This is a genomic window from Microbacterium sp. EF45047, assembly GCF_028472845.1.
In the GTDB taxonomy this organism is placed as follows: domain Bacteria; phylum Actinomycetota; class Actinomycetes; order Actinomycetales; family Microbacteriaceae; genus Microbacterium; species Microbacterium neungamense.
Map to the genome: position 1 here is coordinate 1,411,964 of NZ_CP069429.1, position 18,292 is coordinate 1,430,255.

Sequence of the window (18,292 nt, forward strand, 5' to 3'; positions counted from 1 at the left end):
GGATGTCAAGTGGTGAGGGCGGTGTAGATCTCGCGGGCGATGAGGCGTTTGAGGCAGCGGATGATGTCCTTCTTCGAGAGGCCCTCGGTGGTGCGTCGGGCGGCGTAAGCGCGGGTTCTGGGATCCCAGCGGAGCCGGCAGAGCACGATGCGGTAGAGCGCGGCGTTCGCGTGGCGGTCGCCGCCGCGGTTGAGGCGGTGTCGGTGGGTTTTGCCTGATGAGGCGGGGATGGGCGCGACGCCGCAGAGCATCGCGAATGCGGCTTCGGAACGGAGCCGGCCGGGGTTCTCGCCAGCGGTGACGAGCAGTTGCCCGGCGACATCGGCGCCGACCCCGTTGAGGGCGAGCAGCCGCGGGTTGATGTCCGCGACGAGAGGGTCGATGAGTGCGTCGAGTTCGGCGATCTCGGCGGTCAGCGACTGGTGGCGGCGTGCGAGAGCGCGCAGCGCGATCTTCGATGCCTGCTCGGGTTCGTCGGCGCGTGTGGTGTCGGGACGTGCAGCGGCACATACCTCGATCAGCTCCCGGTCTGACAGCCCCCGCAACCGTTCGCGGAGCGCGTCGGGTGCGGTGACGATGATCGCCTTCATCCGGCGTTGACAGTCGGCGCGCTGGGTCACGGCGCTGCGCCTGGCGATCCGCAGATTGCGGAGCGCTTCCACCTTCCCTGCTCGGTCCTTCGGGATCCCCGATCGTGTGCCTGCCAACGCTGCCCGGGCGGCAGCTTCCGCGTCCAGCGGGTCGGACTTACCGGCAAAGCGCCGCGACTTCCGGTCCGGTCGGTCCACTTCCCGCAGCTCGACACCCGCAGCGCGCAGGTGACGGGCAAGACCGGCACCGTATGCGCCGGTGCCCTCGATCCCCGCGATCACGAGCACACCGAACGCACACGCCCAACTCAGCAACGCGGCATAACCGGAACGATTCGCGGGGAACTGCGCGCTCCCGAGCAGCCGGCCGGTGGTGTCGATGACCGCCGCGGTGTGGGAATCGCCATGCGTGTCGATACCCGCCACGATCATGACCTGGTCCTGCTGCTCTTCTCGTGCGATGGTGGTCATCGCCGTCCCTTCCTCTCAACTCTCCGATCGGACGGCACGCACCATCCGAGAGCGAGCGGACAAGACAGTGATGGGTGCCTGCTGGCACAGGCTCCTATGAGGTCACAACCCTCGCACGGTGAGTGCATGGCAGCCCCGCAGCGATCGAACGACAGATCGCGTTCAAGACCCGTAGTCAGTCAGTCGCTGAGTCAGGACAACCGCTGCGGGGCTCCCACCACCATCATCACTGTCAGTTGCGGATGATCGCGGGGCTCGAGACCGCCGAGGCGGCACAGCACGTCTGGGACTCGGGAGAAGATGCCGTTCGAGACCCTGCGGGAACGCGGGTCGGCGCGCTCGACGAGATGCCACAGTTCTGCCCAGGACAGCCCGTTGCGACGGCACAGCCGGATGGCGTAGCTGTCCGGCGTCTCGCGAGGGAAGGGAGGGACCGGCACCGGCAGCGCACGGAGCACGGTCACCTGCTCCCGACGAGCTGTGCCCCTGCACCGAGCGCCTTTGCCGCCTGCGTGAGCGATCGCTGATCGAGCTTCTCGGTCTCCGACTCGATCGCCCGGATGGCAGCCAGCTGCAGGGTGTCCTTGAGCAGCCCGATCTCGCCGCCGGAAAGGGCGTGGAGCTCACGCGCGACGTCGAGGATCTTGCCCTGCGGCTGCTCGAGCAGGCACATGGAGTCCTCGAGAGCGAGCAGCAGGTCGCCCCAGTCGGCGCGCTCGTCCTTGCGGCCGATCCGGTACGGCTCGGCGTGGTGGAGAGCGAAGCGCTTGCGGATCTGGCCCTCTCGGGAACCCGAGAGCAGCCCGGTGTCCTCGACAGCGATCCCGGCGTAGACGAAGGTGCCGCCGCAACGCTCGGAGAGCTGCTTGAGCATGTCGGATGCCTCGACGTTCTGCCGGTAGCGCAGGTCGAGGTGGTGGACGTCGTCCACGAGGACGAGCTCCGTGCCGCACTCCCGCAGGGCGTGGGCGACCATCTCGACCAGCCGCCCGTAGGTCGCACCCTTGGGGCTCGGCAGCGCGAGGAACCGCGTGAACTCGTGCAGGAGCTCCTTGGCCGTGCACTGGGCAGGGACGGCGACGTAGACGACGGGGATCTTCCCCGGCGCACCCGCCGGGTGCCCTGTCGTACGGCGGCGCAGCTCGTGCTCCTTGCCGATCTGCATGAGGGTGGTGGTCTTGCCCTGACCCGGCTCGCCCGAGAGGATCACGCCGAGCTTGCCGACGGTGCGGTGGGCGTTGATGAGCATGCGCTCGTGCACGGCGCGCTTGACCTCGCGCAGCTGCGGTGTGTTGATGAACGCCCCGGCCTGGGAGTACCGGATCCGCGCGTCGTTGTAGGCCGCGCGCTCTTCGGCCATCAGGGCCGAGAACTGCGCGAGCGAGAGGCGTTCGGGACGTTCCACCCGTGCGTCGACGAGCGCGCGCCAGCCTTCCTTGCTACCGATCTCCATGTTGCACGCTCCAGTCCTCGCTGTGGATGTCCACGTCGTCGGTGTCGTCGTCGGCCACGAACGTGAAACCGCCCCGGTGCGGCCATGCTTCGCCGGTGTCGCTGCCCGTATCGGTGCCGGCATCGCTGTTGTCCGTGGTCGTCGTCGCTGGGCGCGGCAGCTCGGGTGCCGGCAGGACCTCCGGCCAGGTGGTCTCGAGCAAGCTGGTCGGGTTCATCGGGTCGGCGGCGACGGCCTTGACGCGCGCTGCCTGACGAGGGCTCACGACAGCGTTGCCGGCGGCGGCGAAGCGCTTCATCGTCGTCGTCAGCTCGGCGGCCTCGGCACGTACCTGCCCGTCGTCGGCGCGGTAGGCGTCGCGGGCATGACGCCACACGTCGCCGAGCATCGGGGCGTCGAGCCCACGGTTGGTCCATGCCAGCGGGACGTACTCGTCGCCGAGGTCGAGCCAGACGGTGTAGAGATTGTAGGGGTCGACGCGCACCGGCCAGCGGCCGTCCTGAAGCTTGGACGGCGAGTGCCGACGGCGGAACTCGGCCAGCCGCGCGGAGTCGTAGACCCGGTGGTTGATCGTCACGCCGTAGCGGTTGATGCGCCGGTGCATCAACCGGCAGCAGCCCGATGAAGTCGTCACGTGTGAGCGGTACGTGCAGCTCGGGTGCGACCTGACGGAACGCCCGGCACATCTCGTTGGGCGAGAGTGTGATCGTCGGGTGAAGCGGGTCGCGGAGGCTGTCGTGGCTGCGGTTCTGCCACTCGACGGCGATCCAGTCCTCGAGCAGCTCCTGCATCTGCGCGATGGTGAGCAGCGTCGCCGACTGTGCCTCGACGTCCTTGCCGCGGTACTCGACGCTACGGCCGACGTAGCCGCGCACATGCTGCAGGAACAGGGAGGCGATCGACTCGAAGGTGCGCTCGACGTGCGGCTTGTCGGTCGGGGTGTGCGGAGCCGAGGTGATGAGCGAGATGCCGAGCGTCTGGCAGGCCGAACGGAAGTGGGCGGACAGGTAGTTCTTGCCCCGGTCGGTCGTGATCGTCTCAGGGAAGATGAACGGCTGAGCGTCCCGCAGACGCTCGTAGCGCTCCTGTTCGACCAGTGCCTCTTCGGCCCACGCGGTCGAGATCAGCCGTCGGGTCTCCCGTGCACCCTCGGGGCGACGGGCGTAGGGCACGAGCGCACGCGCGAGCACGACGACGAGGTCCATGCTCTTGGTCGACTCCGGGCGCAGCACCGCCGCGAGCACCGATCGGGTGGCGACGTCGACCATGATCGTCAGGTCGGGCCGGCCGATGGTCTGGTCGTCGATCCGGACCATGACGTCCAGCGGCGTCGAGTCGATCTGCACCTGCTCGCCAGGCCGCAGGGCGATCCGGCCGACGAAATCGCGCCCCGGCTGAAGCGAGAGCGTCTCGCGGGTCTTGGCGGAGCCGAAGGAGTGGCGGCCACGGTCCTCGGCGTCGATCAGCCGGTAGAGCGTGGAGCGGCTCGGCACCGCCACCTCGTCGCCGTAGCGGTCGCGCACCCGCCGGGAGATGTCCGCGATGAGGACCGCGCGGCTGACGGTGGAGCTCTTCGCGCGAGACGCGAGCACCTCGCCGAGGACCTCGACGACACGCGGATCGACGGAGCTCGTCGTCGCGCGTGACCGGCGCTTGTCGAGCAGACCTGCGATGCCCTCCTCGCGGTAGAGCGCGAGCTTGCGGAAGATCGTGCTCCGGCCCACGGTGCGGCCGAGCGCCCGTTGGAGCGTGGCCTGCTCTCGGGAGACTCGCACCTCGACGGGGTCAGCGTCGTCTGTACCGACGATTCGCTCAAGCGAGGCCTGCCACACAGAGACCTCACGGGGGAGCGCGTCATCGGTCGACGCGTCTATCGGCACCATTGCTCTCGAAGGCGTCGCCGGGCTCCCCGTGCGATTGAGCTCCTCGAGCGAGACGCGCAGCTCTGCGCCATCGGCGTCGCGCAGGAGCACCTCGAGCGCCGAGACCGCGATGACGGTGTATGTCGTGCTCGCCCAGGAGATCTGGGTGCCTGCCGTGGCGATCATGCGGACTCCGGGAGCGTCAGGCGCGTACGCAGAGACAGCGGCGTGTCGAGATCAGCGAGCAGATCGCCGTGCCAGATCAGCGCATAGCAGGTGGCGAGGGGGTTCTCGAGGTGATTGAGCGCCCGGGCCACCTCGTCGAGAAGGTGTTCACCGGGCGGCAGTGCCAGGACGGCGCGCGGGTCGTGCCACACCGGGTCGCGATAGCGCATGAGGAACCGCAGGTTCGCGTCGCGCACCGAAGAGACAGGGGAGTACACGCTGTAGCGCAGACCGAGCGCCGTGCACATCCGAGCGGTGCGGTCGAACTGCTCACGTGCGCGACCGTCGATGCGCTCGTGCGGGCGCACGTCGATCACCAGACCCGCACCGTCCGACAGACGTACGAAGAAGTCCGGAGCGTGCCGAGCGCCCAGGCGCGGCCACGAGAGCCACATCGGCTGGCTCGCGATGCCTGCCAGAACGGGCGAGCGGTCGAGCTCGATGAGACAGGTGCGCTCGGCGAGCGACTCGAACGGGACGTGGAGGCCGAGCCGCTGCATCCACTGGTGACCGGAGTAGTGCCGCTTGTGCGGCCAGCTCGGGAAGGACCGCACCGGCGTGCAGCGCTCGAAGGGGACGGCGAAGACGTCCGACGCATCGCGCTCGAGCCGCACACCGTCGAACTCGAACTCCACACGGCAGGCCTCTTCGACGTCGGTCGCTGCAGCGTCCCAGGGGGAGAAGAGGTCCATGACGCGTCCTTCGTGTGAGGCGGCACACGAAGCGTATCACTAGTACTACGTCTGGCGTGTCGGAACTTGCTGAGCGTTCGCCGGGTTCGCTGCTCTCATCTTTCTGAGATCACTGTCATCTTCGATGGGACAGGTCTCAAGTGCGTGAGATTGTCCAAGGTTCGATGACACTGGACACTCGTATCAGGGGAGGACTCTGAGCGCGGAACAATCCTTGAGTACTGACATAATGTGCATTATCGGCTGTTCGTGCCAAGTCGGCCGGAGTTACGCAGCTCTAACGGTTTCATCGACTCGATGTCCACGAACTCGCGCACAAGCTCGTCCCTGCTGACTGCTGAGGAATCCGAATCCGATAACTCGATAGCTTGAGGGCATCCCTGTGATGCCACAAGCTATGGCCCGCGAAGCCGGAAGGAGATGCAATGTCGTCCCTGCTGACCGACCTCTCGCGCGAGCGGCTGGAGTTCCTCCTTCGTTCCCGCTGGCCCGCCCGACGGAAGACACTCGGCGGGACGCCGACGAGCTCGGTGAACCGCGTGCTGAAGGTGCCGAGCGAGGAGAACCCCACCGCGAAGCACACCTCGGTCACGGACAGGTCCCCGCGGCGCAGCAGCGCCATGGCGCGCTCGATGCGCCGCGTCATCAGGTACGAGTAGGGCGACTCGCCGAACGCCTACCGGAACCGGCGGCTGAGATGCCCCGACGACATGTGCACGTCGCGGGCCAGCGACTCGACGTAGGCCAGCCATCGGGCACGCGCCGCCCCCGCTCCCCCATCCCGCCGGTGCCCGGCCTAGACTGAGCACACGCCTCCCAGAAAGGATCCCCGATGTCCGACCTCACCTCGGGAATCGCAAGCTTCGCGCGATCTGTGCGGCTCTTCCTCCTCCTCTCCGGCGTCCTCGCCGCGCTCGCCGGCCTCGTCCTGCTCATCTGGCCGGCCAAATCCGCGGTGATCGTCACCGGCATCGTCGCCGCCTACCTCATCGTCGGCGGCCTGATCTACCTCGGACTGGGCATCTTCTCCCGGCAGGAGGGCGGCTGGGCCCGCATCGGCCACATCCTGCTCGGCCTGCTCTACATCCTCGCCGGCGCGCTCGCCTACGCGAACCTGCCGGCTGCGACGGTCGCGCTCGCCCTGGTGACGGTGATCTTCATCGGCGCGAGCTGGATCGTGGACGGCGTCGTCGCGCTGAGCCTGATGGGCATGGACGGTTCGAAGGCGTGGACGCTGATCTACGCGCTGCTCAGCATCGCGGCGGGCGTCGTCGTGCTGCTCTCGCCGCTGTTCGCGGCCGCGGTGCTGTGGATCTTCCTCGGTGCGGCGCTGCTGGTCCTGGGCGTCACGCAGATCGTGCGCGCCGTGATGATCGGCCGGGCCGCATCCGCGGTCGCCGAGGGCTGACGCGCACGCCGACCGCTGCGGCGCTCACTCCGGGATGAAGTCCGACGTGTCGCCGACGAGCCGGGTGTTGTCCTCGGGCACCGGCTCGACGGCGGCCCGCGCCACCTCCGCGGCGAACTCCGACACGTTGTAGAGCTTGCCCGCCGACTCCCGCCGCGAGGCGATCGCGCCCGGATTGGCACGCTCGAGCAGCGTGGCGGTGATGGTGCCCTCGATCATGTCGCCGGAGACGACGGTGAAGCCGATCCCCTTCTCCGCCAGCGACGGGATGAGCTCGCGCAGCGCGTCCTCACCGGCGCGCTTGGACTTCGCGACCGGCTCGTACTCCGGCATGGTGGGCGTGGTGCGGATGAAGTGCGCCTGGTGGCTGGTCACGAACACCACGCGCGACCCGTCGCCGAGCAGCGGCAGCGCGGCGTTCAGCACCCCGAGCTGGGCGTCGCGGTTGAGCTTCAGCGCGTAGTCCTCGGCCATGCCGGACTCCATGCCGCCGGAGGCGTTCAGGACGAGGATGTCCAGCCGGCCGAACTCCTCGCGCACCGCCTCGAACATGGCGTCGACGGATGCCGGGTCGGTGAGGTCCGCCCCCACGACCAGCACCCGGCGGCCGAGCTCGCGCAGCTGCTGCGCCAGCTTCTCGGCACGCGGAGCCTTGTTGCGGTAGTTGATGACGACGTCGGCGCCGGCCTCGGCGAAGTAGCGCACGGTGTCGGCGCCGATGCCCCGGGACGATCCGGTGACGAGCGCCACCTTGCCCTCGAGGGATCCTGCGGGAAGAACGTCGGTCACAGCTGACTCCTTGTACACGGCCGGATCGCGCGATCGCGCTCCCCCACCCTACCAACGCGGCCGCCCGGGACCCGGATCGTGCCGCGTGATAGGTTGACCGCAGGGAGGGGCGCATGGACGTCATGCAGGTCATCGAGCAGTGGGCGTGGATCGGCTGGCTGGTCCTGATCGCGGTGTTCCTGGTGATCGAGATGCTCAGCCTCGACTTCACCTTCCTGATGCTCTCGCTCGGCAGCGCCGCGGGGCTCGTCAGCGGCGTGGCCGGTCTGCCGCTGTGGGCGCAGCTGATCGTCGCCGCCGCGGCTGCCGCCCTCTTCATCCTCTTCCTGCGTCCGCCGCTGCTGCGGCGGCTGCACCGCGGCGAGGATCCGACCAAGTCCAACGTGGAGGCGCTGATCGGACTGCCCGGCGTCGCGCTGCTGGACATCACCCGGATCACCGGCCAGGTCAAGCTCAGCAACGGCGACACCTGGACCGCGCGCAGCGCGGACGGTGCGCCGATCCCGAAGGGCAGCCGCGTCGCCGTGACCGAGATCAACGGCGCCACCGCCGTCGTGCGCCCCCTGTCCGAATAGGAGAAGCCATGGACGACGCCTCGTTCATCCCCACCGCGATCGGGTGGATCCTCGCCCTCGCGGTCATCATCTTCGTGGTGGTGACCGTCGCACGCTCGATCCGGATCATCCCGCAGGCCACCGCCGGCATCGTGGAGCGGCTGGGCCGCTACCACAAGACGCTCAACCCGGGCCTGAACATCCTGGTGCCGTTCATCGACCGGCTGCGTCCGCTGATCGATATGCGCGAGCAGGTGGTGTCCTTCCCGCCGCAGCCGGTGATCACCGAGGACAACCTCGTCGTCTCGATCGACACGGTCGTGTACTTCCAGGTCACGGACGCCCGTGCCGCGACCTACGAGATCGCCAACTACCTGGGCGCCGTCGAGCAGCTGACCACCACGACGCTGCGCAACGTGGTCGGCGGCCTCAACCTCGAAGAGGCGCTCACCAGCCGCGACAACATCAACGGCCAGCTGCGCGTCGTCCTCGACGAGGCGACCGGGAAGTGGGGCATCCGCGTCTCCCGCGTCGAGCTGAAGGCGATCGACCCGCCCGCCTCGATCCAGGACTCGATGGAGAAGCAGATGCGCGCCGAGCGCGACCGGCGCGCCGCGATCCTCACCGCCGAGGGATCCAAGCAGTCGCAGATCCTCGAGGCGGAGGGGCAGCGGCAGGCCGCGATCCTCAAGGCCGAGGGCGAGAAGCAGGCCGCCGTGCTGCGCGCGCAGGGTGAGGCGGAGGCGATCCAGAACGTGTTCAACGCGATCCACGTCGGACAGCCGGACGACAAGCTCCTCGCCTACCAGTACCTGCAGATGCTGCCGAAGATCAGCGAGAGCCCGTCCAGCAAGATGTGGATCATCCCCAGCGAGCTGACCGAGGCGCTGAAGAACATCGGCACCGCCTTCACTCCGCGCCAGGGCCCGGGCTCGCCCACACCGCCCGGCGCGTGACGCACCCCTACTTCGCCGGCGCACGGCATCCCCGGGTCCTCGCCCACCGCGGGTTCATCTCCGCGGAGGGCGGGGACTCCGGCGTGTGGGAGAACACCGCGGCGGCCGTAGCCGGTGCGCATGCCGTCGGGGCGGAGTTCGTGGAGACCGACTGCCGGGTCACGGCCGACGGGGACGTGGTCCTGTTCCACGACGACACGCTGCGGCGGCTCGCCGGGGACCCGCATCCGGTCTCCCAGGTGCGCACCCGTGACCTCGAGCGGATGCTGGCCCCGCACGGCGGGCTGCTCACCGTCGCCGACGCCCTGGACGCCTTCCCCGACCTCCGGTTCAACATCGATGTGAAGACGGATGCCGCGGCCGCCCCGCTCGGCGCGCTGATCGCCGACCACACCGATCGCGTGCTGGTGACCAGCTTCTCGGATCGCCGGCGCCGGGCGGCGGTGGCATCCGCTCTCCGCGCGGGCGCCGCTCAGCGGCCCGCCGCCTCGGCCGGGCGCACCACCATCGCCGGCCTGCGCGCGGCCTCGGCGATCCGCCTCTCCCCCACGCTGAGCGGGATCGACGCCGTACAGATCCCGGTGCGCCACCGCGGGGTGACCGTGTTCACGCCGGCACTGGTCCGCGCCGCGCATCGCCGGGGCATCGAGGTGCACGTCTGGACCGTCGACGATCCCGACGAGATGCGGCGTCTCGTCGCGGCCGGCGCGGACGGGATCGTCACCGACCGCACGGACCTCGCGCTGCGCACCCTCGGCGGCGGCTGACCTGCCGCCGGGGACGCCGTGCTGGGATTCCCCTGTGAATCCCTCGCTGTTCTCGCGGACGTGGATGAAGCGCACAGACGCGAGCGTTATACCTGACAGCGACGAGAGGACCACACAATGGCAGATCGTAGTCTGCGCGGCATCCGCCTCGGCGCCCAGAGCCTGCAGAGCGAAGAGGGCGTCGTCTTCATGGAGCGCCGTGCCACCACGTACACGTGTCCGGCCTGCGGCCACGACACCACGCTGATGTTCGCCGCCGATGCGGAGGCGCCGCCGACCTGGGAGTGCCGCTCGTGCGGCTCCGAGGCCGTCCTCCAGGTCGACGGAGAGCCGGTCAAGCTCGACGAGGGCGAGGAGAAGGCCGCCCGCACGCACTGGGACATGCTCCTGGAGCGCCGCACCCGTGCGGAGCTGGAGGAGCTCCTCGAGGAGCGCCTCGCCTACATTCGCGCCCGCCGCGGCGCCGGCGACGATCCGACCCGGGAGAAGATCGCCTGATCAGCCCCGGCGACGGGAGACGAGCCCGGCGACGACGAGCGTGACCAGCCCCGCCCACAGCAGCAGTTGCGGGATCCACGGGCCGAGCACGACACCCATGGTGAGGCCGGAGCGCAGCTCGACATCCTCGAGCAGCGCTCCGGCCTCATCCGCGTCCAGGGACGCCACGGTCGTGCCGTCGGGCCGGATGATCTGGCTGGTGCCCACGGTGGAGACGTTCACGACGCTGCGGCCGGTCTCGATCGCCCGCATCCTCGCGAACGCCAGCTGCTGCAGGTTCTCGTCCGTGCCGCGGAAGTCGGCGTTGTTGGTCTGGAAGACCAGCACCTCGGCGCCGTGCTGCACGCCCTCGCGGATCACCTCGTCGTAGATCACGTCGAAGCAGATCGCCAGCCCCACGCCGACGCCGCCCACGCGCACGATCGGGGGGTTGGTGCCGGCGGTGTACTCGCGCTGGAGCAGGCCGATCAGGTCGGGGACGAGGGCGTGGAAGAACGGACGGTCCGGCACGTACTCGCCGAACGGCACCGGATGCCGCTTGTCGTGGCGCTGCGGCGCCTCACCGCCGGCGGTCCACAGGAACGAGGTGTTGAAGATGTTCTCGCCGCGCTCGGTCGCGGTGTTGGCCAGCAGCGGAGCGTCGAAGCGGGTCACGATGCGGGTGAGGCGCCGCGCGGTGCTCTCGTCCTGGAACGGGTCGTAGTCCACGCCGCCCTCCGGCCAGACCAGCAGGTCCACCTCGTCCCCCGCGATCGCGTCGGTCGCCACCGTCTGCGCGTCGATCACGCCGTACGGCTCCCGCTCGTCGAAGTAGCCGGTGCTGCCGTTGCCCTGCACGGCCGCGATCCGCAGCTGCCCGGATGCCGTCGTCGGGAACAGCGGGGTGTACAGCAGCACCAGGACGAGCGCCGCCGGCACGGCCAGGGACACCGGTCGCCGCCAGGCGCCGGTGCGGACCAGCTCGATCGCCAGCGCCGCCGTGGTGACCATCAGGAACCCGAGCCCGGTCACGCCGACCCACGAGGCGACCGGGGCGAGCGGGCTCGCCGACTGGGTCATCCCTATCCGCGCCCACGGGAAGCCGCCGTAGGGCCAGGAACCCAGGAACGTCTCGTGCGCGGTCCACAGCGCTCCGACGAGCGGCGGCAGGATCAGCGCGCGGCGCCGCGGCCACGCCCGCGGGACCCACCGGTACGCCAGCGCGATGGGGACCAGCGCCACGGCGGTGAGGACGGCCTCCGCGCCGGCCAGTCCCGCCCACGGGACGGGACCGAGGAAGCGGGTGGTCCAGGACACCAGCAGCAGGTAGAACGCGGCGCCGTACACCAGCCCCACCAGCAGCGCCCCGCCGACGCTGCGACCGATCAGCGCGACCAGCAGCATCCCGACGGCGGGGAACGCGAGCGGCCAGGCCGCCACCGACGGGAAGGCGAGGTCCATCGTGAAGCCGGCGGCCGCGGCGACGACGATCGCGAGCCACAGAGGCAGCACCGGGCGGGCGCCGGGCATGGCCTGCGGCGTGCGCCGGTCCTCGCTCGTGGCGGTCATGCCGCGCTCGGTCATACCGCGCTGTAGGCGACGATCCCGCGACGCACGCCGTCCAGGGCGCGGCGCGCGGTGCGGGCCAGGTCGCCGTCCTCCGCGACGATGGACAGCTGGTCGAGCAGGTCGATGGTCTGCTTCGCCCAGCGCACGAAGTCGCCCGCGGCCATGTCGGCCTCGATCAGCACGCGGTCCAGCGACGCCCCGCGCGCCCAGGCGTGCATCGCGGCGGCCAGTCCTGGGGCGAGCGGCTCGGTGCCGGAGAGTCCGCGCTCCTTCTCGATCTCGTCGAGCTCGGCCCACAGCCGGGCCGTGCTGTCGTACGCGATCCGGAAGGCGCCGCGGGGCAGCCCCCGCTCCCCCGCGTTCTGCTCGTCCCGGCGCGGTTCGTACACCAGGCAGCTCGCCATCGCGGCCAGCGACGGGGCGTCCAGACTGCGCCACAGGTTCTGGCGCAGCGATTCGGCGACCAGGAGGTCGCGCTCCCCGTAGATGCGGCGCATCGTGCGCCCGGCATCCGTCAGCTGCAGCTCGTCGCCGCTGCCGGAGACGTACTCGAGCACCTCGAGCACGTCGATCACGCGGTCGAAGATGCGCGCCACGGTGCCGGTGCGCGTCTCGATCTGGCGCCGCATCCGGTCGGTCTCGCGCTTGAGCTTCCAGTACCGCTCCGCCCAGCGGGCGTGCGCCTCGCGGTCCGGGCAGCGGTGGCAGGGGTGCCGCTGCATCCGGGTGCGCAGGCTCTGGATCTTGCGGAGCCGCTTGTCGCGGATCGAGCGCGGGCCGGCCGCATCCTGACGGTTCTTCTTCTCCATGTCGCTGAGCTCGCGCCGGATGCCGGCGTACTCGGCGAAGTCGCCGTGCTCGCACTCCATGGCCTTCAGGTACCCGGCGAGCGATTCCTCGGCGTCCCGCACCTTGCGTGCCAGGCCGACGACCGCGCGGTCGGCTTGGAACTGGGCGAACGAGGACTCCAGGATCTCGCGGGCCCGGGCGCGGCCGAACCGGTCGATGAGGTTCACGGCCATGTTGTACGTCGGGCGGAAGCTGGAGTTGAGCGGATACGTCCGTCGGGACGCCAGCGCGGCGACGGCCTGGGGGTCCATGCCCTCGCTCCACTGCACGACGGCGTGGCCTTCGACGTCGATGCCGCGGCGTCCGGCCCGGCCGGTGAGCTGGGTGTACTCCCCCGACGTGATCGCGACCCGAGCCTCGCCGTTGAACTTCTCCATCTTCTCCAGCACGACGGTGCGCGCCGGCATGTTGATGCCGAGGGCGAGGGTCTCGGTGGCGAAGACGACCTTGATCAGCTTGCGCTGGAACAGCTCCTCGACGACCTCCTTGAACGCCGGCAGCAGGCCGGCGTGATGCGCCGCGACACCGCGCTCGAGGTCGTCCCGCCACTGCCAGAAGCCGAGCACGGCGAGGTCCTCGTCGAGCAGGGCGCGGGTGCGGTCCTCCACGATCTCGCGGATCTCCGCGCGTTCCTCCGGCGTCGTCAGCCGCAGGCCGGCGCGGCGCACCTGGTCGACGGCGGCGTCGCATCCGACCCTGCTGAAGATGAAGAAGATCGCGGGCAGGAGGTTCGAGCGCTCCAGCAGCTGGACGACGTCCGGTCGGTCCATGCGCTCGATGCGGCGGATGTTGCCGGCGCGCACCGGACGCCGGCCGCCGCGCGGCGGGCGGTGCGCGTCCCTGCCGCCGTGCCGTGCGCTGCGATGCTCCTGCGCACGCCGGTTCTCGTCGTAGCGGGAGCCGGTGAAGGAGCGGATGCGGAACAGCTCCTGGTTCACCTGGGCCGTGGCGATGCCGGCGCGGTCGTCGAACAGCGGCAACAGGTCGTCCCGGACGAGCACGTGCTGCTCCAGGGGCACCGGCCGGGTCTCCGAGACGATGACGTCGGTGTCGCCGCGGACCGTGTCCAGCCAGTCGCCGAACTCCTCGGCGTTGGAGACGGTGGCGCTGAGCGAGATCAGCCGCACGCTGGGCGGCAGGTGCAGGATCACCTCCTCCCAGACGGGTCCGCGGAAGCGGTCGGCGAGGTAGTGCACCTCGTCCATGACGACGTAGCGCAGCCCGCGCAGCGCGTCGGAGTCGGCGTACAGCATGTTGCGCAGCACCTCGGTGGTCATCACCACGATGCGCGCGTTGCCGTTGATGTTGGTGTCGCCGGTGAGCAGACCGACGTCGTCGGGGCCGTAGACGTCGACCAGCTCGCGGAACTTCTGGTTCGACAGGGCCTTCATCGGCGTGGTGTAGAACGCCTTGTCGTTCGGCGTCTGCATCGCCAGGTGGATCGCGAACTCCCCGACGATGGTCTTGCCGGCCCCGGTGGGCGCCGCGACGAGCACGCTGCGGCCGCGCTCCAGGGCGTGACACGCGGCGATCTGGAACGGGTCGAGGGCGAAGCGCTGCCGCGCGGCGAACTCGGTGGTCCGCGGATGCTCGGCCGCGGCGCTCGCGGCGGCGTAGCGCTCGGCCGGGGTGCTCATGACGGCAGGTCCGGGATCAGTCCCTCGGCGGCGGCCTTCTTGCGCTTGCGCCGGTCGAGCAGCAGCGACAGCCCGGCCGCGGCGAAGTAGAGCACGGTGAGCATGCCGGCCAGCATGAGCATGCTGACCACGTCGGCGGCCGGGGTGGCGAGGGCGGCGAAGGTGGTGGCGATGAGCACCGCAACGCGCCAGCCCTTCAGGATCGCCTTGCCGGACATGATGCCGGCGAAGTTCAGTGCGACGAGGAAGACGGGCAGGACGAAGGCGACGCCGATCACCATCATCATCTTGAACACGAAGTCGTAGTACATCTTCGCGCTGTACAGGTTGTTCGCACCCTCGGGCGTGAAGTTCGCCATCAGCTCGACGATGTGCGGGACGACGAGGGTGCCGACATAGCAGCCGGCGAAGAACAGCGGGATGGCTGCCGCCATGAAGCCGATCGTGTACTTGATCTCCTTGCGGGTCAGGCCGGGCATGATGAACGCCCAGATCTGCCACATCCAGATCGGTGCGGACAGGAAGATGCCGATCGAGAACGCCATCCGCATGCGCAGGTCGAACGGCTCGGTCACCGAGCTGAACGTCAGTCCGACGAGCGCGTCGCGGTTCTCGGCGACGTCGTTCACCGGCTGCACGATGAACGCGATGATCGGGTCGGTCACGAGGAACGCGACGACCATTCCGGCGAGCAGGCCCAGCGCCGCGCGGACGAGGCGCTTCCGGAGCTCCAGAAGGTGCGCGCCGAGCGACATCCGCCGCTCGTGACGGGGCTCGTCCTCCTTCGCGGCGTGGCGATCGACCACTGCCACGACCGTCAGCTTGTGCTGGTGCCGCGGTCCGAACCGGGCGAGGCGTCCGTGTCAGCGGCCGTCGAATCGGTCTTGCCGTCGGTCTTGGCGCTCTCCGCGGCCGCGTCCTCCTCGCGCATGGCCTTCATCTCGCCCTTGAACACGCGGGCCGACTGGCCCATGCTCTTGGCCAGCGCCGGCAGCTTCGCCGCGCCGAAGAGGAGAAGGATGACGACGAGGAGGATGACCAGGTGCCAGCCGTTGAGATTGCTGAACATTGACATTCTCCTAAGCGTTTGGGATCGGTTCAGTCTATCCGAGCGTCCGCGGCATCCGGCGCACGATAGAGGGCCAGTCCGGCCGCAGCCCAGTCGCGGGTCGTGGTGCGCGCGATGCCGGGTTCGAGGACTTCCAGGGCGCCGCCGAAGCGGCCGGCGATCCGCTTGATGCCGCGGGGATCGGCCATCCGCAGGCGCAGGATCAGCTCGCCGTCACGGCGGTCGATCTCCTCCATCGGGAACGCGCCGACGAGGGGCAGCAGCCGCTCGGGGACGCGGACGGTGACCTCGCCGGACGCGGTGTCCTGCCCGAACGCCTCCGGCACCTTCTCGTCGCGGTGCGTGATGGGGATGTCGGTGAGCTTCGGGTCGCTGACGCGGTCGAGGTGGAAGGTGCGCATCGCCTGCCTCAGATGGCACCAGCCCTGCAGGTACCACTGCCCGTTGGTGATGAGGATCTGCATCGGGTCGACCGTGCGGGTCGTCGGCGCGGCATCCGGCGCCTGATACGTGAACGACACCGCCACGCCGTCGCTGAGGGCGCGCGACACCACCGACTGCACCTCGCTGACCGCCCCCGGGGCGATCACGACATCCGGCGGCGCGTCGGCCGCGCCGCGGGAGAGCTTGGCGATGAGGCCTGAGACCAGACCGGAGTCGGAGACGGCCGGCACCGCGGCCACCATCTGCAGTCCCGCCAGGAGCGCCGCCGCCTCGCGGGCGGTGAAGCGGGGCACGCGCCGGAGAGCGACGTCATTCGTGATCTCGATGATGTCGTGCTCGTCGAGCAGGTCCCAGTCGATGTCGAACATCTCCTGCGGGGCCTGCCAGTACCCGTCCGCCCCGGGCAGCCCGATCACGGTGAGCTTCTCCACCATCGCCCGCATCTCCTCGGGCGTCACGCCGAAGTCCGCCGCGGCCTCGGCGAGGGTCACCTGCCCGCGCTCGAGCAGGTAGGGCACCAGCGTCAGGTAGAGCCGCACCCGGTCGGCGGCCAGCAGCGGTGTCGGCGACGGGGTCATCGTCGGTCCCCCTCCCGGTCGGTGTGGGACGCCACGATGGCGCGTAGCCGCGCGACGACCGCGTCGCGCAGCTGCTCCGGTTCGACTACGCGCACCTCCGGCCCGTACGAGGCGAGCTCGTCGGCGAAGATGTGCAGGTCCACGTACGGCACCCGGATGCCCTGCGGGGCGGGTTCGGCACGCCGCCCCAGCCGCAGTGCGGCCTCCGTGCCGGGGGTGACCTCGAGCAGCGCCCGCTGCGCCTCGGCGACGGCCTTCAGCCCGGCGAGGGCCCGTTCCCCGGCGCCGTCGCGCAACGCGGGATCGAAGCCCTGGCGGGTGACCTTCACGTCGCCCACGATCCGGCTGAGCAGGAAGGTGCGCTCGTCCTCCGCGTCCACGTCGATGCCGTACACGTGCCACCGAGCCTCGTAGTCCACCAGCGCGAGCGGCCGCACCCGCCGGGTGCGCGGCGCGTGCTCCCCGGGCTTGAGGTAGTCGAAGACGACGACCCGGCTGCGCTCGATGCCCTCCTGGAGCGGCGCGAAGGCGGCGTCCCGGGCGGTGATGCGCGGGGCGAAGCCGATGATCGGCTCGTCGCCGTCGATGCCGAGCGCGCGGATCTTGCGCACCCCGGCCTGAGCGTCCGCGGACACCGACTCGGTGCTCCAGACGCTGCCGGCGAGCCGGAGTACCGCGAGCTCCGCGGGTGTGAACTCGATGTCGGCCGGCAGGTCGTATTCCGCCTGCGGAATGCGGTACCGCGCCTCCCGGAGATCGTTCGGGTCGGACGGGTCGCCGATCGTCTCGATCGGCACGCCGAGGGCGCGCAGGTCGTCCTTGTCGCGCTCGAACATCTTCTCCAGCGCCTCCGGCTTCGCGCCGGCATCCGCGCGCTGGCGGTAGCCCGAGACGTTGTCGAGGATCTGCTGCTTGGTCAGCCCGATCTCCGTGGCCATCAGCGCCACGACGAGGTTCGTCTGCCGCTCCTCCGCGGGGATCGGGGCGGCCATCAGCCCGCCAGATCCGGCGGGATCACGCCGAGCACGTCGACCACGTAGACCGCGGCGTCGCCCTTCGCCTCACCCGGCACCACGACGAGCAGCTGCGAGCCGATGGTCGCGTCGGTGACGGCATCCGCCACCTCCTGCGGCAGCACCGAGGGGTCGGTGCCGAGGGTGGTGCCCCAGGACGAGCTGGTGACGCTGCGGTCCGCCCAGTCCACGGCGGTGTGCCGGAACAGCGGCGCGTCCTCGCCGACCTTGTCGCCGTCGCCTTCAATCAGCGTCTGCACCACGGGCTTCGTGGGCGCAGAGGCGTCCGGGATGATGACGCCCGGGCGGCCGTCGGCGGCGCGGACCACGGTCGGCAGTCCGTGGGCGTCGTGGAACAGGTGGCGGCCTTCGGCCTTCGCGAGCAGGGTGTGTATGACGTCGAAGACGCCGACGATGCTGTCGTCCTGGCTCAGCCCGATCTGCTCGGCCATGCCCTCGGGGAGCTCCTTCGCGGGCAGCGAGGCGACCACCCGGCTGCCCTCGGTGACGCACGGGATCATCTGCTGCATCCCCGGGATCTGCTGCTCGAGCGAGTCCATGTCCCACAGCCGCGTGCCGCTGCCGAGCTCGGAGCCGGTGGTGCCGTCGTACAGCGCGAAGGTGAGGATCATGCCCTGGGTGGGCGAGGTCGTCGCCCGGCCGTCGCCGACGATGAGGTCGGCGTACGCGAACTCGTCCGTGCCGACCGGGGTGACCAGCTCGGCCTCCGGGTCGCCGAGCTCGCCCGAAGCCGTGACCGCGTCCGCCAGGCCCTCCGTGGAGGTGCGCTCGCAGGCGGCGCCGTCGAATCCCGGCGCGCCGGAGCATCCGGTCAGGGCAAGGGCGGAGAGGGCGAGGACGGAGAGGGCAGCGGACGATCTACGCACGC

19 protein-coding genes and 1 pseudogene are annotated in these 18,292 nt (G+C 70.1%); 6 read left to right on the top strand and 14 right to left on the bottom strand.

The features are described from left to right. Positions 1 to 5: 5 nt before the first annotated feature. From JRG78_RS06780 to JRG78_RS06795, 4 genes are all read right to left on the bottom strand, one after another. A complete protein-coding gene (locus JRG78_RS06780) occupies positions 6 to 1,061 on the bottom strand; it encodes an IS110 family transposase (RefSeq protein ID WP_432806392.1) in 1,056 nt (351 codons plus the stop codon). Between the two features lie 191 nt (positions 1,062 to 1,252). Next, a complete protein-coding gene (locus tag JRG78_RS06785; RefSeq protein ID WP_259605974.1) occupies positions 1,253 to 1,519 on the bottom strand; it encodes a TniQ family protein in 267 nt (88 codons plus the stop codon). 2 nt (positions 1,520 to 1,521) lie between these two features. Next, entirely contained in the window at positions 1,522 to 2,514 is a 993-nt protein-coding gene (locus JRG78_RS06790; RefSeq protein ID WP_259605975.1) for an ATP-binding protein, read from the bottom strand. Beyond that, positions 2,501 to 3,148: a Mu transposase C-terminal domain-containing protein gene (locus JRG78_RS06795; RefSeq protein ID WP_272653224.1), complete on the bottom strand. Its 648-nt coding sequence runs from the start codon at positions 3,146 to 3,148 to the stop codon at positions 2,501 to 2,503. The genes JRG78_RS06790 and JRG78_RS06795 overlap by 14 nt, the downstream gene beginning before the upstream one ends. 103 nt (positions 3,149 to 3,251) lie before the next feature. Between JRG78_RS06795 and JRG78_RS06800 the strand changes: the two genes are divergently transcribed. Beyond that, positions 3,252 to 4,160 (top strand): hypothetical protein, encoded by a 909-nt coding sequence (locus tag JRG78_RS06800; RefSeq protein WP_259605977.1) that lies wholly within the window; start codon positions 3,252 to 3,254, stop codon positions 4,158 to 4,160. A 398-nt stretch (positions 4,161 to 4,558) separates the two neighbouring features. Here JRG78_RS06800 and JRG78_RS06805 read toward each other — a convergent pair whose 3' ends face one another. Together JRG78_RS06805 and JRG78_RS06810 are read right to left on the bottom strand one after the other, a co-directional pair. Next, the gene (locus JRG78_RS06805; protein WP_259605978.1) at positions 4,559 to 5,293 is read right to left on the bottom strand and encodes a TnsA-like heteromeric transposase endonuclease subunit; all 735 of its coding nucleotides are present in this window, start codon (positions 5,291 to 5,293) and stop codon (positions 4,559 to 4,561) included. 484 nt (positions 5,294 to 5,777) lie between these two features. Beyond that, positions 5,778 to 6,032: pseudogene (locus JRG78_RS06810) on the bottom strand (helix-turn-helix transcriptional regulator); the annotation flags it as partial. Between the two features lie 93 nt (positions 6,033 to 6,125). Here JRG78_RS06810 and JRG78_RS06815 point away from each other — a divergent pair. Beyond that, positions 6,126 to 6,701: an HdeD family acid-resistance protein gene (locus JRG78_RS06815; protein ID WP_259605979.1), complete on the top strand. Its 576-nt coding sequence runs from the start codon at positions 6,126 to 6,128 to the stop codon at positions 6,699 to 6,701. 24 nt (positions 6,702 to 6,725) lie between these two features. Here the strand turns inward: JRG78_RS06815 and JRG78_RS06820 are convergent, their stop codons facing one another. After that, entirely contained in the window at positions 6,726 to 7,490 is a 765-nt protein-coding gene (locus tag JRG78_RS06820) for an SDR family oxidoreductase (RefSeq protein WP_259605980.1), read from the bottom strand. Between the two features lie 113 nt (positions 7,491 to 7,603). Here JRG78_RS06820 and JRG78_RS06825 point away from each other — a divergent pair, with 113 nt between their 5' ends. The 4 genes from JRG78_RS06825 (at position 7,604) to JRG78_RS06840 (ending at position 10,265) form a co-directional block, all read left to right on the top strand. Then, on the top strand, positions 7,604 to 8,065 hold the full coding sequence (locus JRG78_RS06825) for an NfeD family protein (protein WP_259605981.1): 462 nt from the start codon (positions 7,604 to 7,606) through the stop codon (positions 8,063 to 8,065). Between the two features lie 8 nt (positions 8,066 to 8,073). Continuing rightward, positions 8,074 to 9,000, top strand: coding sequence for an SPFH domain-containing protein (locus JRG78_RS06830; protein WP_259605982.1), 927 nt, complete (start codon positions 8,074 to 8,076; stop codon positions 8,998 to 9,000). Continuing rightward, entirely contained in the window at positions 8,997 to 9,767 is a 771-nt protein-coding gene (locus JRG78_RS06835) for a glycerophosphodiester phosphodiesterase family protein (RefSeq protein WP_259605983.1), read from the top strand. Before JRG78_RS06830 ends, JRG78_RS06835 begins: the two co-directional genes overlap by 4 nt. Before the next feature lie 117 nt (positions 9,768 to 9,884). Continuing rightward, entirely contained in the window at positions 9,885 to 10,265 is a 381-nt protein-coding gene (locus JRG78_RS06840) for an RNA polymerase-binding protein RbpA (protein WP_259605984.1), read from the top strand. Here JRG78_RS06840 and lnt read toward each other — a convergent pair whose 3' ends face one another. The 7 genes from lnt to JRG78_RS06875 all read right to left on the bottom strand — a co-directional run bounded on the left by lnt (position 10,266) and on the right by JRG78_RS06875 (position 18,290). Then, positions 10,266 to 11,813 carry an apolipoprotein N-acyltransferase gene (lnt, locus tag JRG78_RS06845; protein WP_259605985.1) on the bottom strand — a complete coding sequence of 516 codons (1,548 nt, stop codon included), beginning with the start codon at positions 11,811 to 11,813 and terminating at the stop codon, positions 10,266 to 10,268. Between the two features lie 11 nt (positions 11,814 to 11,824). After that, complete coding sequence (locus JRG78_RS06850) at positions 11,825 to 14,299, bottom strand: DEAD/DEAH box helicase (protein WP_259605986.1); 2,475 nt, start codon at positions 14,297 to 14,299, stop codon at positions 11,825 to 11,827. Further along, a complete protein-coding gene (gene tatC, locus JRG78_RS06855) occupies positions 14,296 to 15,054 on the bottom strand; it encodes a twin-arginine translocase subunit TatC (RefSeq protein WP_259608152.1) in 759 nt (252 codons plus the stop codon). Before tatC ends, JRG78_RS06850 begins: the two co-directional genes overlap by 4 nt. A 62-nt stretch (positions 15,055 to 15,116) precedes the next feature. Further along, a complete protein-coding gene (gene tatA, locus JRG78_RS06860) occupies positions 15,117 to 15,368 on the bottom strand; it encodes a Sec-independent protein translocase subunit TatA (protein ID WP_259605987.1) in 252 nt (83 codons plus the stop codon). A gap of 29 nt (positions 15,369 to 15,397) precedes the next feature. Beyond that, positions 15,398 to 16,390, bottom strand: coding sequence for a helix-turn-helix transcriptional regulator (locus JRG78_RS06865; RefSeq protein ID WP_259605988.1), 993 nt, complete (start codon positions 16,388 to 16,390; stop codon positions 15,398 to 15,400). Next, positions 16,387 to 17,382 (bottom strand): helix-turn-helix transcriptional regulator, encoded by a 996-nt coding sequence (locus JRG78_RS06870; protein WP_259605989.1) that lies wholly within the window; start codon positions 17,380 to 17,382, stop codon positions 16,387 to 16,389. The genes JRG78_RS06865 and JRG78_RS06870 overlap by 4 nt, the downstream gene beginning before the upstream one ends. After that, positions 17,382 to 18,290 (bottom strand): hypothetical protein, encoded by a 909-nt coding sequence (locus JRG78_RS06875; RefSeq protein ID WP_259605990.1) that lies wholly within the window; start codon positions 18,288 to 18,290, stop codon positions 17,382 to 17,384. Before JRG78_RS06875 ends, JRG78_RS06870 begins: the two co-directional genes overlap by 1 nt. Between the last annotated feature and the right edge of the window lie 2 nt (positions 18,291 to 18,292).

What these genes read in the sequence shown, in the direction of transcription:
- JRG78_RS06850 (WP_259605986.1), bottom strand. Translation starts at nt 14,299, where the DNA reads ATGAGCACCCCGGCCGAGCGCTACGCCGCCGCGAGCGCCGCGGCCGAG.
- JRG78_RS06815 (WP_259605979.1), top strand. Translation starts at nt 6,126, where the DNA reads ATGTCCGACCTCACCTCGGGAATCGCAAGCTTCGCGCGATCTGTGCGG.
- tatC (WP_259608152.1), bottom strand. Translation starts at nt 15,054, where the DNA reads ATGTCGCTCGGCGCGCACCTTCTGGAGCTCCGGAAGCGCCTCGTCCGC.
- JRG78_RS06830 (WP_259605982.1), top strand. Translation starts at nt 8,074, where the DNA reads ATGGACGACGCCTCGTTCATCCCCACCGCGATCGGGTGGATCCTCGCC.
- JRG78_RS06840 (WP_259605984.1), top strand. Translation starts at nt 9,885, where the DNA reads ATGGCAGATCGTAGTCTGCGCGGCATCCGCCTCGGCGCCCAGAGCCTG.
- JRG78_RS06780 (WP_432806392.1), bottom strand. Translation starts at nt 1,061, where the DNA reads ATGACCACCATCGCACGAGAAGAGCAGCAGGACCAGGTCATGATCGTG.
- JRG78_RS06870 (WP_259605989.1), bottom strand. Translation starts at nt 17,382, where the DNA reads ATGGCCGCCCCGATCCCCGCGGAGGAGCGGCAGACGAACCTCGTCGTG.
- JRG78_RS06790 (WP_259605975.1), bottom strand. Translation starts at nt 2,514, where the DNA reads ATGGAGATCGGTAGCAAGGAAGGCTGGCGCGCGCTCGTCGACGCACGG.
- lnt (WP_259605985.1), bottom strand. Translation starts at nt 11,813, where the DNA reads ATGACCGCCACGAGCGAGGACCGGCGCACGCCGCAGGCCATGCCCGGC.
- JRG78_RS06805 (WP_259605978.1), bottom strand. Translation starts at nt 5,293, where the DNA reads ATGGACCTCTTCTCCCCCTGGGACGCTGCAGCGACCGACGTCGAAGAG.
- JRG78_RS06865 (WP_259605988.1), bottom strand. Translation starts at nt 16,390, where the DNA reads ATGACCCCGTCGCCGACACCGCTGCTGGCCGCCGACCGGGTGCGGCTC.
- JRG78_RS06825 (WP_259605981.1), top strand. Translation starts at nt 7,604, where the DNA reads ATGGACGTCATGCAGGTCATCGAGCAGTGGGCGTGGATCGGCTGGCTG.
- tatA (WP_259605987.1), bottom strand. Translation starts at nt 15,368, where the DNA reads ATGTTCAGCAATCTCAACGGCTGGCACCTGGTCATCCTCCTCGTCGTC.